This is a genomic window from Mycobacterium sp. MYCO198283 (assembly GCF_021213805.1).
In the GTDB taxonomy this organism is placed as follows: Bacteria; Actinomycetota; Actinomycetes; order Mycobacteriales; family Mycobacteriaceae; genus Mycobacterium.
The window spans coordinates 345,578-358,649 of the sequence record NZ_JAJQJI010000002.1 but is presented as its reverse complement, the minus strand read 5'-3'; the positions used below and the strand labels follow the sequence as shown (position 1 = coordinate 358,649).

16 protein-coding genes are annotated in these 13,072 nt (G+C 71.0%); 9 read left to right on the top strand and 7 right to left on the bottom strand.

Annotation, left to right across the window (positions count from 1 at the left end):
* Positions 1-6: 6 nt before the first annotated feature.
* Genes LV457_RS05915 through LV457_RS05900 form a run of 4 tightly spaced genes read right to left on the bottom strand, consistent with a single transcriptional unit; the run spans position 7 to position 4,969 of the window.
* The gene (locus LV457_RS05915) at positions 7-861 is read right to left on the bottom strand and encodes an LLM class F420-dependent oxidoreductase (protein WP_232169667.1); all 855 of its coding nucleotides are present in this window, start codon (positions 859-861) and stop codon (positions 7-9) included.
* Positions 858-1,739 (bottom strand): LLM class F420-dependent oxidoreductase, encoded by an 882-nt coding sequence (locus LV457_RS05910; protein WP_232169665.1) that lies wholly within the window; start codon positions 1,737-1,739, stop codon positions 858-860. Before LV457_RS05910 ends, LV457_RS05915 begins: the two co-directional genes overlap by 4 nt.
* A 46-nt stretch (positions 1,740-1,785) precedes the next feature.
* The gene (locus LV457_RS05905) at positions 1,786-3,252 is read right to left on the bottom strand and encodes an ATP-binding protein (protein ID WP_232169663.1); all 1,467 of its coding nucleotides are present in this window, start codon (positions 3,250-3,252) and stop codon (positions 1,786-1,788) included.
* Positions 3,253-3,277: 25 nt separating this feature from the next.
* A complete protein-coding gene (locus LV457_RS05900) occupies positions 3,278-4,969 on the bottom strand; it encodes an FAD-dependent oxidoreductase (protein WP_232169660.1) in 1,692 nt (563 codons plus the stop codon).
* Positions 4,970-5,207: 238 nt separating this feature from the next.
* On the opposite strand from LV457_RS05900, the gene infA reads away from it, so the two are divergent.
* The 8 genes from infA to truA all read left to right on the top strand — a co-directional run bounded on the left by infA (position 5,208) and on the right by truA (position 9,876).
* Complete coding sequence (gene infA / locus LV457_RS05895) at positions 5,208-5,429, top strand: translation initiation factor IF-1 (protein WP_003418601.1); 222 nt, start codon at positions 5,208-5,210, stop codon at positions 5,427-5,429.
* A gap of 23 nt (positions 5,430-5,452) precedes the next feature.
* Complete coding sequence (gene rpmJ, locus LV457_RS05890) at positions 5,453-5,566, top strand: 50S ribosomal protein L36 (RefSeq protein WP_003919293.1); 114 nt, start codon at positions 5,453-5,455, stop codon at positions 5,564-5,566.
* Positions 5,567-5,764: 198 nt separating this feature from the next.
* Complete coding sequence (gene rpsM, locus LV457_RS05885; protein WP_232169658.1) at positions 5,765-6,139, top strand: 30S ribosomal protein S13; 375 nt, start codon at positions 5,765-5,767, stop codon at positions 6,137-6,139.
* Between the two features lie 6 nt (positions 6,140-6,145).
* Positions 6,146-6,571 carry a 30S ribosomal protein S11 gene (rpsK, locus tag LV457_RS05880; protein WP_232169656.1) on the top strand — a complete coding sequence of 142 codons (426 nt, stop codon included), beginning with the start codon at positions 6,146-6,148 and terminating at the stop codon, positions 6,569-6,571.
* A gap of 20 nt (positions 6,572-6,591) precedes the next feature.
* Positions 6,592-7,197, top strand: coding sequence for a 30S ribosomal protein S4 (gene rpsD, locus LV457_RS05875; protein WP_232169653.1), 606 nt, complete (start codon positions 6,592-6,594; stop codon positions 7,195-7,197).
* A gap of 76 nt (positions 7,198-7,273) precedes the next feature.
* The gene (locus tag LV457_RS05870) at positions 7,274-8,326 is read left to right on the top strand and encodes a DNA-directed RNA polymerase subunit alpha (RefSeq protein WP_232169651.1); all 1,053 of its coding nucleotides are present in this window, start codon (positions 7,274-7,276) and stop codon (positions 8,324-8,326) included.
* Positions 8,327-8,384: 58 nt separating this feature from the next.
* The gene (rplQ, locus tag LV457_RS05865; RefSeq protein WP_232169649.1) at positions 8,385-9,002 is read left to right on the top strand and encodes a 50S ribosomal protein L17; all 618 of its coding nucleotides are present in this window, start codon (positions 8,385-8,387) and stop codon (positions 9,000-9,002) included.
* 7 nt (positions 9,003-9,009) lie between these two features.
* Entirely contained in the window at positions 9,010-9,876 is an 867-nt protein-coding gene (truA, locus tag LV457_RS05860) for a tRNA pseudouridine(38-40) synthase TruA (RefSeq protein WP_232169647.1), read from the top strand.
* Positions 9,877-9,883: 7 nt separating this feature from the next.
* Here the strand turns inward: truA and LV457_RS05855 are convergent, their stop codons facing one another.
* The 3 genes from LV457_RS05855 to LV457_RS05845 form a co-directional block, all read right to left on the bottom strand.
* Complete coding sequence (locus tag LV457_RS05855) at positions 9,884-10,573, bottom strand: cutinase family protein (protein WP_232169645.1); 690 nt, start codon at positions 10,571-10,573, stop codon at positions 9,884-9,886.
* An 89-nt stretch (positions 10,574-10,662) separates the two neighbouring features.
* Positions 10,663-11,361: a cutinase family protein gene (locus LV457_RS05850; RefSeq protein WP_232169642.1), complete on the bottom strand. Its 699-nt coding sequence runs from the start codon at positions 11,359-11,361 to the stop codon at positions 10,663-10,665.
* Positions 11,362-11,412: 51 nt separating this feature from the next.
* Complete coding sequence (locus LV457_RS05845; protein WP_232169640.1) at positions 11,413-12,405, bottom strand: DMT family transporter; 993 nt, start codon at positions 12,403-12,405, stop codon at positions 11,413-11,415.
* Positions 12,406-12,480: 75 nt separating this feature from the next.
* On the opposite strand from LV457_RS05845, the gene LV457_RS05840 reads away from it, so the two are divergent.
* Positions 12,481-13,041, top strand: coding sequence for a CGNR zinc finger domain-containing protein (locus LV457_RS05840; protein WP_232169636.1), 561 nt, complete (start codon positions 12,481-12,483; stop codon positions 13,039-13,041).
* Positions 13,042-13,072: the final 31 nt, after the last annotated feature.

Sequence of the window (13,072 nt, the reverse complement as noted above, 5' to 3'; positions counted from 1 at the left end):
CGCGGTTCAGGACTGCTGCAGGCCCAACGGCCCGGCCAGCTCCTCCAGCGTCGGCAGCAGCTCGTCCCAGCCGCCCAGCACCTGGATCGCGACATGATCGGCGCCGGCCTCGAGGTGCTCGCGGAGCCGGTGGGCGATCTGCTCGGGCGTGCCGTGCGCCACCACCTCGTCGATCAGCTTGTCGCTGCCCGGCGGGGCGACGTCGTCGTCGCTGAACCCCAGCCGCTTCCAGTTGTTGACGTAGTTCGACAGCCCCAGATAGAAGCCGACGGTCTCGCGGCCGATCGTGCGGGCCTGCTCCGGGTCGTCGGTGAGCACCACCTTGTGCTCGGGTGCCAGGAACACCGTGTTGCCCACGAGGTTGCGCGCCTGGCCGGTGTGCTCCGGGATCGTGAGATAGGGATGCGCGCCGGCGCTGCGGCGCGCCGCGAGCTCGAGCACCCGCGGGCCGAGCGCCGCCAGCACCCGGCGGCTGGTGGGAACCTTCGCCACGTCGAGCTCGTCGAGGTACTCGGTGAGCGCGTCGTAGGGCTTGCGGTACTCCTGCGTGTGCTCGGGATGACCGATGCCGACGCCGAGCAGGAAGCGGCCCGGGAACGCCTTCTCGATGCGGTGGTAGGACGCCGCCACCTCCTTGGCCGGCGCCGTCCAGATGTTGACGATGCCGGTGGCGACCTGCAGGTGCTCGGTGGCCTCGAGGATCGGCTCGACGAACTCCAGATCCGCCGCGGGGGAGCCGCCGACCCACACGGCGCCGTAGCCGAGCCGCTCGATCTCGGCGGCCTGCTCCGGCGTGACCGGCCCGCCGGTCCACACCCCGAACGTGCCGAGGTTCGGCTTGAGCGAAACTGCGTCGGTCATCCCTCGTCCTCTCGTCGGCGCTGCGCCCGCAACGGTTCCAGGCCCAGCGGCCCCGCCAGCTCTGCCAGTGCCGGCACCAGCTTCTCAGGTCCGGTGAGCACCTGGACAGGAACGTGGTCGGCGCCGGCCGCCAGGTGTTCGGCGAGCCGGGCGGCGACCGCGTCAGCCGTGCCATGGGCCACCACGGCGTCGATCAGCTTGTCACTACCCGGTTTGCTGAGATCGGAATCCGTGAATCCGAGGCGCAGCCAGTTGTTGCGGTAGTTCTGCAGGCCGAGGTAGATGTCGAGCGCCCGGCGGCCGATCGCGCGGGCGGTGTCCGGCTGGGTGGTCAGCACCGCCTTGTGCTCCGGCGCCAGGAAGGCCGACGGGCCGATCAGCTCACGGGCCTGCGCGGTGTGCTCGGGCGTCGTCAGGTACGGGTGGGCGCCGGCGCTGCGGCGCGCCGCGAGCCGCAGCACGCGCGGCCCGAGGGCTGCCACCACCCGGCGGTCGGCCGGGACGCCGAGCTCGTCGAGCCGGTCGAGGTAGTCGACGAGCGCGTCGTACGGTTTGCGGTACTCCTGGTGGGCCTCGGGATGGCCGACGCCGATGCCGAGCAGGAAGCGGCCCGGATAGCCGCGCTCGATGCGGTGGAAGCTCTCGGCGACCGCGTCGGCGGCGGCGGTCCAGATGTTGACGATGGCGGTGGCGACCTGCAGCGTCTCGGTGGCGGCGAGGATCGGCTCCACCCAGTCGAGCTCGGCCGGAGGCGAGCCGCCCGCCCACAGTGCGCCGTAGCCGAGCGCCTCGATGTCGCGCAACTGCTGCGGCGGGAGCGCCGCGAACTGCGTGTACAGACCCATGACGCCGTAGCGGCCGAGCGCAGGTTTGGTCATGGCATGCCCAACCCGGCACCGCGGACCGCTTATTCCGGGTGCGCGGTCATTCCGGTGGAACGGGGGCCTGCGGCGCCGGTGCCACCAGCGGCAGGGTGATCGTGAAGGTCGTCTCGCCGGGTCGCGACGCGACCTGCAGATCGCCGTGATGCTTCTCGACGACGATGCGCCACGCCAGGTCCAGCCCCAGCCCGGTGCCCTCGCCGACGGCCTTCGTCGTGAAGAACGGCGTGAAGATCCGGCCGATGACGTCCTCGGGGATGCCCGGGCCGTCGTCGCTGATCTCGACGCGGATGGTGTCGTCGTCGATGCGCCGGCTGCGCAGCGTCAGCGTGCCGCGGCCGCCCATCGCCTGCACGGCGTTGTCGATGATGTTCGTCCACACCTGGTTGAGATCCCGCGGATAGCAGTGCACTTCGGGGATCGAGCGATCGAAGTCCTTCACCAGCCGGACGGGCTTGTCCGCGCCGACGACGCCGCCGAAGATCGTCTTCACCGTGCTGTGGATCAGCTCGTGCACGTTGGCCGCCTGGTATTCGCCGCGGTCCATCTGCGAGTACTGCTTGGCGCCGGCGAGCAGCGCGGAGATCCGCCGGCTCGCCTCGGCGATCTCGTTCATCCGCTGCTCGGTGTCGATGGTGTACTTCAGCCAGCCCATGGCGCTTTGCAGCAGGTCCCCGGCGTCCACCTCCGCGATCGACGCCGACACCCGCTCCAGCCAGTCGACGTCCAGGCCGGCCTCGACGAAGGTCGGCGCGTAGTCCCAGCCGCCGCTGATGCCGTGCTCGTCGAGCCAGTCGCCGATCCGCTCCTCGCGGTCGGCGGCCTCCAGCGCCGAGAGCTCCACGGTGGCGGACTTCGCGACCAGCTCGGCCACCTCGTCCTGGATGCCGATCAGCACCCGCAGCGCCGCGGGCGTGAACGCGCCGTCGGCCACCATCGCCAGCTTGTGCCGCATCTTGCCGACGCCCTCGCGCAGGTCGGCGACCGCCCGGGCGGTGGCCGCCGCCGGATTGTTGAGCTGGTGCGTGAGCCCGGCCGTGATGGTGCCCAGGGCCAGCAGCTTCTCGCGTTGGCCGAGGATCTGCCGCTGCCGCAGGCCGCCCACCTTCTGGCCTTCGAGCAGGTGCACCGCCATCGGGAACTCGGCGCGCATGAAACGCGCAAAGGCGTCGGCGTCGAGGACGAAGAACCGCGACGGCCGGGTGACGCGCACCGACGCCTCGTAGAGGTGGCGCTCGCCGGGGACGTAGGCCGACCAGGCGCCGCAGTAGACGCCGCGCTGCGAGGTCCGGTTGATCTCGACGTCCAGCGCGCCGGACCGCTTGGACATGACCAGCTCGCCGTCGAGCAGGACGTAGAAGCAGGTCGCCGGCTCACCCTCGACGCAGATGGTGCCGGGCTCGAAGGACTCGATGTGCCCGATGTCGCAGAGCCGCTGCAACTGCTGGTCGGTCAGGTGCTCGAACAGGAACAGCGTGCGCAGTTCGTCGGGCAGGCAGTGTTGACCCATCGCTTCTCCTCCGCGTCGCCGGCCGTCAGGCTTCCGCCAGGTAGCGGTGCACGAGCATCACGGCCATCGAGCCCTCGCCGACGGCGGCGGCCACCCGCTTGGCGGATTCGGCCCGCACGTCACCGGCGGCGAAGACACCCGGGACGCTCGTCTCGAGCTGGTGGGGCGGCCGCTGCAGCGGCCAACCGCTGCCGTCACGCAGGTCCGGCCCGCACAGCACGAAGCCGTGGCCGTCGCGGGCCACCACGCCGTCGAGCCAGTCGGTCTTGGGGGCGGCGCCGATGAAGATGAACAGCCGCGCGCAGCCGACCTCGGTGGTCTCGCCGGTCTCCCGGTTGTGCAGTTCGAGGTGCTGCAGCCGCCCGTCGCCGCGGGCGCGGACCACTTCGGTGCACGTCAGCACGTCGATGTTGGGGGTCGCCTCGATCTGCTGGATGAGGTAGTGCGACATCGACGCCGCCAGCGACGGGCCGCGCACCACCATCGTGACCTGCGCGGCGGTCCGCGACAGGTTCATGGCGGCCTGGCCCGCCGAGTTGGCGCCGCCCACGACATAGACCCGCTCGTCCTGGCACTCGGCGGCGAGGTAGCCCGCGGCGCCGTAGTAGACGCCGCGGCCGGTCAGGTTGAGGTGCTCGCCGCCACTGCCGTTGCAGCCCTCGGCCGCCAGCTCGCGGTAGGTGACACCGGTCGCGAGGATGACGGCGCGGGCGTCGATGGACCCACCGTCGGTGAAGTGGATGGTGCGGGCGGCGCCGTTGACCTCCAGCCGGGTGGCCTTGCGGGCGGTGATGAGCTCGGCGTCGAACTTCTCGGCCTGGCGCCGGGCGCGATCGGCGAGCTGGCTGCCGGACAACCCGTCGGGGAAACCGAGGTAGTTCTCGATCCGCGAGCTCTGCCCCGCCTGGCCGCCGGTGGCGACCGCCTCGATGAGCACCGTCGCGAGCCCCTCGGAGGCTCCGTAGACCGCCGCCGCCAGCCCTGCCGGGCCGCCGCCGATGACGGCCAGGTCGTAGAACTCGGCGGCCGGGGTGGTCGAGAGCCCGAGCCGGTCGGCGAGCTCGGCGTTCGTCGGCTCGACCATCGGTTCGCCCTCGCCGCTGATGACGACCGGCAGCCGCTGCGCGTCGAGCCCGGCCGCCTCCAGCATCCGCCTGCCCTCCGCCTCGTCGACGGGCAGCCAGTGGTAGGAGAGCCGGTTGCGAGCGAGGAATTCGCGGACCTCCGACGACCGCCGGCTGAGCCGGTGACCGACCACCTTGGTGTCCGGGATGGGCCGTTCGCCGTCGGCGCGCCAGGCGTCCAGCAGCGCGTCGATCACCGGGTACAGCTTCTCCTCGGGCGGATCCCACGGCTTGAGCAGGTAGTGGTCGAGGTCGACGACGTTGATGGCGTCGATCGCGGCGTGGGTGTCGGCGTAGGCGGTGAGCAGCACCCGGCGCGCGATCGGGAAGATGTCCATGGCGCGCTCGAGGAACTCGATGCCGCTCAGCGCCGGCATGCGGTAGTCGGCGACGAACACCGCGACGGTGTCGCCCCGCAACTTCAGCTCCCGCAGCGTGTCGAGCGCGTCGACCGCCGATTCGGCGCGCACGATCCGGTAGCCGTCGCCGTAGTGGCGCCGGAGGTCGCGGGCCACGGCGCGCGACACCGCCGGATCGTCGTCCACGGTGAGGATGATGGGTTTTCTCGGCGCAGCGGCCGGGCCTGTCGTCATCGCCTTCAAGTATGCGCCCGCCGCCGGTCGCAGCGATTTTGGTCCGCGCCGCCGTGCGGGTAAGGTGGACCAACGGTGCGGCTTCCGCCGCCGACGCTTTGCGTGCCCAGCGACGGATTTCCCGGAATTTCCCGCTGCCGGTTCACGTTCTGCAGTCGGTCGTCTTTGGCCGTACCGGCTCCAGGACAGTACCGACGAGTATCAATCAAGCACGAACCGCGGAGGATTCGCAGAGTTTATGGCCAAGAAAGACGGCGCCATAGAGGTCGAGGGTCGGGTGGTCGAGCCTCTGCCCAATGCGATGTTCCGCATTGAGCTGGAGAACGGCCACAAGGTTCTCGCGCACATCAGCGGCAAGATGCGGCAGCACTACATCCGCATCCTGCCCGAGGACCGGGTGGTGGTGGAGCTCTCCCCCTACGACCTGTCCCGGGGCCGCATCGTCTACCGCTACAAGTAACGACACGAAGGACCGAGTAAGCCGTGAAGGTGAACCCGAGCGTCAAGCCCATCTGTGACAAGTGCAGGGTGATCCGCCGGCATGGGCGGGTCATGGTGATCTGCCCCGATCCGCGTCACAAGCAGCGGCAGGGATGAGCGCTCGCGCGAAGACCCAAAGGTAGGGCTAGTCAGACCGCTCGACGCGCAGCACAACTGAATGATGACCTCCCAGTACCAGTGATCGGATACGCCGCTCACCCACGCCCGGATCGGAGGCCGGGCCCCGGCAGTGCGCAGTTCGCCGGGAACGGACTGGGAACAGACCTCCGCCAGTGAAGAAGGAATGGCACACCCATGGCCCGACTTATGGGCGTCGACCTCCCGCGTGACAAGCGCATGGAGATCGCTCTGACCTACATCTACGGCGTCGGCCGTACCCGGTCGCAGGAAATCCTGGCCGCGACCGGCATCGACAAGGACCAGCGCAGCCGCGATCTCACCGATGATCAGCTGACCCAGCTGCGCGACTACATCGAGGGCAGCCTCAAGGTGGAGGGCGACCTGCGCCGGGAGGTGCAGGCCGACATCCGCCGCAAGATCGAGATCGGCTGCTACCAGGGGCTGCGCCACCGCCGCGGCCTGCCGGTGCGCGGCCAGCGGACCAAGACCAATGCGCGCACCCGCAAGGGCCCCAAGCGCACCATCGCCGGCAAGAAGAAGGCCAGGTAATCGACGATGCCCCCAGCTAAGAAGGCCGGCCAGCCGGCGGCTGCCCGCCGCGGTGGCAAGACCGCCCGCCGGCGCGAGAAGAAGAACGTCCCGCACGGCGCCGCGCACATCAAGAGCACGTTCAACAACACGATCGTGTCGATCACCGATCCGCAGGGCAACGTCATCGCGTGGGCGTCGTCGGGTCACGTGGGCTTCAAGGGCTCGCGTAAGTCGACGCCGTTCGCCGCGCAGCTCGCCGCCGAGAACGCCGCCCGCAAGGCCCAGGAGCACGGCGTGAAGAAGGTCGACGTGTTCGTCAAGGGTCCGGGCTCCGGCCGCGAGACCGCGATCCGTTCGCTGCAGGCCGCCGGACTCGAGGTCGGCGCCATCTCCGACGTCACGCCGCAGCCGCACAACGGTTGCCGTCCGCCGAAGCGCCGCCGGGTCTAGGTCGAGGGAGGAACACCACCATGGCTCGTTACACCGGACCCGTCACCCGCAAGTCGCGCCGCCTCGGCGTCGACCTGGTCGGCGGCGATCAGTCGTTCGAGAAGCGCCCCTACCCGCCCGGCCAGCACGGCCGCGCGCGGATCAAGGAGAGCGAATACCGCACCCAGCTGCAGGAGAAGCAGAAGGCCCGCTTCACCTACGGCGTGATGGAGAAGCAGTTCCGCCGCTACTACGAGGAAGCCAACCGGCTGCCCGGCAAGACCGGTGACAACCTGCTGCGCATCCTGGAGAGCCGGCTGGACAACGTCGTCTACCGCGCCGGCCTGGCCCGCACGCGTCGCATGGCGCGGCAGCTGGTGAGCCACGGCCATTTCACCGTCAACGGCGTCAAGGTCGACATCCCCAGCTACCGAGTGTCGCAGTACGACATCATCGACGTCCGCGAGAAGTCGCTCAACACCGATCCGTTCGTCATCGCGCGGGAGACCGCGGGCGACCGGCCGATCCCCGGCTGGCTGCAGGTCGTCGGCGATCGGCAGCGGATCCTCGTCCACCAGTTGCCCGAGCGCGCCCAGATCGACGTGCCGCTCACCGAGCAGCTGATCGTCGAGCTCTACTCGAAGTAACGCACCCGGCCGTCCGGATGACGGCTTGGGCACACGGCATCAAATAGCGGGTGTCGTGGAAGAAGGAGATAACACCATGCTGATTTCTCAGCGACCCACCCTGAGCGAAGAGGTCATCGCCGACAATCGCTCACACTTCGTCATCGAGCCGCTGGAGCCGGGTTTCGGCTACACGCTCGGCAACTCGCTGCGGCGCACGCTGCTGTCGTCCATCCCGGGCGCGGCGGTCACCAGCATCCGCATCGACGGCGTGCTGCACGAGTTCACCACCGTGCCGGGGGTGAAGGAAGACGTCACCGACATCATCCTCAACCTCAAGGGCCTCGTGGTGTCCTCCGACGAGGACGAGCCCGTCACCATGTACCTGCGCAAGCAGGGCCCGGGTGCGGTCACCGCCGGCGACATCGTGCCGCCGGCCGGCGTCACCGTCCACAACCCGGACATGCACATCGCGACGCTGAACGACAAGGGCAAGCTCGAGGTCGAGCTGGTCGTCGAGCGGGGCCGCGGCTACGTGCCGGCCGTCATGAACAAGGCGTCGGGCGCCGAGATCGGCCGCATCCCGGTCGATTCCATCTACTCGCCGGTGCTCAAGGTGACGTACAAGGTGGAGGCCACCCGCGTCGAGCAGCGCACCGACTTCGACAAGCTGATCCTCGACGTCGAGACCAAGAACTCGATCACGCCGCGTGACGCGCTGGCGTCGGCCGGCAAGACGCTGGTCGAATTGTTCGGGCTGGCCCGGGAACTGAACGTCGAGGCCGAGGGCATCGAGATCGGGCCGTCGCCGGCCGAGGCCGATCACATCGCGGCGTTCGCGCTGCCGATCGACGACCTGGACCTCACCGTCCGCTCGTACAACTGCCTGAAGCGCGAGGGCGTGCACACCGTCGGCGAGCTGGTGGCGCGCACGGAGTCCGATCTGCTGGACATCCGCAACTTCGGTCAGAAGTCGATCGACGAGGTCAAGATCAAGCTGCACCAGCTCGGTCTGTCGCTCAAGGACAGCCCGGCCAGCTTCGACCCGTCGGAGGTCGCCGGCTACGACGTCGCGACCGGCACCTGGAACGGCGACAGCAGCTACGACGCCGATGCCGACGCCGACTACGCCGAGACCGAACAGCTCTAGCCAGCACAGTCCCGGTCCTACCTGATACGGGGACCGGCCCCACAAGGAGATAGTCGCCATGCCCAAACCCACCAAGGGGCCTCGTCTCGGCGGGTCGTCCTCGCACCAGAAGGCGATCCTGGCCAACCTCGCCACGTCGCTGTTCGAGCACGGCCGGATCAGGACCACCGAGCCCAAGGCGCGGGCGTTGCGGCCGTACGCCGAGAAGCTCATCACCCACGCCAAGAAGGGCACGCTGCACAACCGGCGCGAGGTGATGAAGAAGATCCGCGACAAGGACGTCGTCCACACGCTGTTCGCGGAGATCGGGCCGTTCTACGCCGACCGCAACGGCGGCTACACCCGCATCATCAAGGTCGAGAACCGCAAGGGCGACAACGCGCCCATGGCGGTGATCGAGCTGGTGCAGGAGAAGACGGTGACGTCGGAGGCCGACCGCGCGCGCCGCAGCGGCGGGGCGGCCACCGCGGCGCCGCAGAAGGTCGCCGCGGCGGCTGCGCCGCAGGCCGCGGTGGAGCCGGAAGCGGCCGACGGGCCGACCGACGAGGCCTCGGCCGAGGACGACACGACGGCAGCCGACGAGACCGCAAGCGATTCGCAGACCGAGACGGTCGAGACCGAGGCGGTCGCCGACGACGACGCCACCGAGTCCGGGGCCGACGACGCCACGTCCTGACGCTGTCATGAACGAACCCGCCGCCGCTCCCGGTGGCGGGTTTGTTCGTCTCCGGCTCGACATCGCCTACGACGGCACCGATTTCGCGGGCTGGGCGGTGCAGGCGGGGCAGCGGACGGTCGCCGGCGTGGTCGCCGAGGGGCTCTCGACGGTGTTTCGGTTGCCGCTGCAGGTGTTCGCGGCGGGCCGCACCGACAGCGGGGTGCACGCCGGCGGTCAGGTCGCGCACGTCGACGTGCCGGCGGACGCGCTGCCGCTGGCCCAGCCGCGGACGCGCCGCCCCGACGACGACGAGTTCGGCCCGCTGGTGCGCAGGCTGGGGCGCCTGCTGCCGGCGGACGTCCGGGTGACCGCGATCAGGCGGGTGCCGGCGGAGTTCGACGCCCGGTTTTCGGCGCTGCGCCGCCACTACGAGTACCGGCTGACCCGCGCGCCCTACGGCGCCGATCCGGTCGAGCGGCACGTCCTCGTGGCGTGGCCGCGCCCGCTGGACGTCGACGCGATGGCGCAGGCGTCGGCGCAGCTGCTCGGCCTGCACGACTTCGCCGCGTTCTGCCGGCACCGCGACGGCGCCACCACCATCCGCGATCTGCAGCGCTTCGACTGGGTGAGCGACGGCGACCGGTTGACCGCTCACGTCACCGCGGACGCGTTCTGCTGGTCGATGGTGCGCTCGCTGGTGGGCGCCGTCTTGGCCGTGGGGGAGGGCCGGCGGTCGGTGGCGTGGTGCGCCGGGCTGCTGACCGCGACCCGCCGCTCGAGCGGTTTCGCGGCGGCGCCGGCACGCGGGTTGACGCTGGTGGGCGTCGACTATCCGCCCGACGAGCAGCTCGCGGCGCGCGCCGTCGTCACCCGCGACCTACGGGTGCGCTGACCCCGCTTCAGATCCGCGGCGCGATGAAGTCGGCCGCCTGATTGACCATGCCGGCGTTGATGTAGGCGTTCGCGGCGTGGTCACCCCAGTTGTCGCTCCAGGTGTTGGGATCGGCCGGGTTGCAGACCGGGTCGGCGCCGTGGCACAGCTCGATGGTCCGCTCGCTGTAGAGCGGGCTGAAGGTGCTGATCGGTCCCGCCCACGCGGAGCCGTTGCCGAACAGGGCGACCGCGGCGATGTGGTTGTCGGTGCCCGGCGGCAGCGGCTTGTCGAAGCCGAACGCCGCGATCGGGGCGGCGAGCACGACGTCGGTGACCGCGGCGCCCAGGGAGTAGCCGCCGAGCACCAGCCGGGTGTCGGGGCAGCGGCCCGCCATGTCCTGGATGCGGGAGCTCATGTCGTTGGCGCCGATGTCGATCTCGGTGTCAGCGGGGTAGTTCACCGCGTAGAGCGAGATGTTCTTCCCGGTCTTGCTGCGCAGTGCGCTGAGCAAGGCGTTGCCGATGCGGCCGGGTCCGGCGGGCTCGATGCGGCCGCGCGCGAAGATCAGCTCGGCTTGCGGGCAGGGCGCGGCGGACGCGGTGGGCAGGGTGCGCGGCGCCGGGGCGGCGATCGACACGGCGACGAGGCCGAGCGCGAAGACCGCCGCGAGCGCCACGCCGGTCGACCGATGGAGGGCACGGACCGCGAAGGGCATGAGCAGATCCTAAGCCTTCACTCAACACCGCAGGTGGGGTACGGCTCACGGCCCGAGCAGTGGTGCGGCCGTACCAGTCGCGGCGGGCGTCAGACCAGGGCGGCGACGAAGCCGGCCGCCTGCGCCGCGGGCTCGCCTTCGTAGCTGCGGTGCGCGAACGGGTTTCGGCCGTCCGAGCAGATCGGGTCGCCGTCGTTGCACAGGTCGACGCCCCGGCCGGCGAACAGGCCCGTGGTGTTGATCGGTGCGCCGAACTTGGTCGACGGGTTACCGAACACCGCGGCGGCCGAGATCTTGGCGGCGGCAGCAGCGGCCAGCGGCGGCGCCGACCCGATGGTGCCGACCTTGTCGCCGAGCGGCGGCACACCGGCCAGCATGTCGACCACCGCCGCGCCCTGCGAGTACCCGCCGAGCACGAAGCGGGTGCCCGGGCACGCCGCGGTGGTGGCGGCGATGCGGGCGCTGGCGTCGGTGGCGCCGGCTGCGGTGGTCAGGAAGTCGTAGGACGCCGGGTACTCGACGCCGTAGAGCTCGACGGTGCGGCCGCCGAGGGTGTTCCGCAGTGCCGCCGCAAACGCCTCGCCGACGCGGCCGGGGCCGGCGGGTTCTGCGGTGCCGCGCGCGAACACCACCTCGACGTCGGGACAGGGTGCCGCCGCGGCCCGCGGCGCGGCGACGACGGCGACGAGCGCGGCGCCGGCCACGGTGGTGGTGAGCAGCGCCGTCAGCAGCCGGAGACCCGCCCGCGGCGGCGTCTGCTCACCCGGAAAACCAGCGACCTCGCTCATGGGAGCACATCCTCACACGCCGACCGCGGCGAACCCGAATCGCGGCGGGCGTCAGCGACACGCCGCGGCGTCGACCGCGTCGGTGTCCGGGAGTTCCGGGGTGGCCGCCGACTGGTCGGAGCGGTCGCCGATGCGCGCCAGTGCGAGCCCGCCGAGCACCACCAGCCCGCCGGCGGCCTGCGTCGCGGTGATGCCCTCGCCGAGCAGGACCCAGGCCGCCAGGACGGCGAACAGCACCTCGCTCAAGCCGACCAGCGACGCGAACCCGGGCCGCAGCCGCGCGATGCCCACGATGCCGAGCGTGTAGGCGACCGCCGTCGCCACGACGGCCAGCGCGGCGACCGGCACTGCCGGGGAGGTCGTGTACCCGGCGACGACGGTGTCGTGGGCGGTGAAGCGCATCGGCAGCACGCCGAGCGCGCCCAGCGAACCGGCGACGGCAGCGCCGACGATCAGCCCGCCGGTGGCCAGCGTGATCGGATGCAACCCGCCGTCGGGCGCGCCGGCCGCCCGCTCCGAGAGCAGGAAGTAGCAGGCCGCGCACACCGCCGCGCCGAGCCCCCACACCACGCCGACCGGATCGATCCGGCCTGTGCCCGCGCCGCCGATGACGTCGAGCACCAGGGCGATGCCGGCCACCGCCAGCGCCGCACCGGCGAGCGTGAGGGTGGCGGGCCGGTGGCGCGTGGTCAGCCACAGGTAGGCGACGACGAGCACCGGCGCGAGGTATTCGAGCAGCAGCGCGATGCCGACGGGCAGGTGGGCGACGGCGTTGTAGTAGCAGACCTGCGCCCCGGCGATCGGGGCGACGCCGTACATCACGACGGTGCGGCCGTGCGTCGCCGCCTCCCGCCACCAGCGGCGGCGGACGACTGTTGCGAACACGGCCATGAGCAGCGCGCCGGCCGCGAGCCGGGCGGTGACGGCGGCGGTCGGGGTCCAGCCGGCGGTGATCAGCGCCTTGGCGAAGGGGCCGGAGAAGCCGAACGCCAGCGCCGACGTCAGCGCGAAGGCCAGCCCGACGCGGAACCGGTGACCCGCCACATCACACCTCCTGTCATGAGCAAAAATAGTTTTGGTACTGACGCCACGCTAGCGACCGGTAAAGTCAGGAGTCAAATGCTTTTCAGTCATGACACCGAGCTCACGTTGCGGGCCGCCGCAGCGCTGATCAACACCGACCGCATCGACGGTGAGCAGCTCGGCGACACCGAACAGCTCGGCGACTACCTCGACGGCTGGGGCTGGACCGGCCGGCGCGACCGCGACGACGCCGAGCTGGCGGCCGTGCAGGCGCTGCGCGGCCGGCTCGGCCGCATCTGGGCGAGCGCCGACGACGAGGAACGCGCGGTCGAGCAGGTCAACGCGCTGCTGGCCGACACCCACGCCTCGCCGTGGCTCACCCGTCACCCCGAGATGCCCGAGTGGCATCTGCACCTGGCCTCGGCACACGACCCGCTGGCCCAGCGCATGGGCGCCGAGTTGGCCATGGCGCTGGCCGACCTCATCCGCGCGGGCGAGCTGCGCCGGCTGAAGATCTGCGCGGCGCCCGACTGCGAGGCGGTGCTGCTCGACCTGTCGCGCAACCGCTCGCGCATCTTCTGCGACACCGGCAACTGCGGGAACCGCCAGCACGTGGCCGCCTACCGCGAGCGGCGGGCGGCCACCGGCGACAGCTGAATTGCCGCGCGGTGCGGCCGCGTCCCCACGT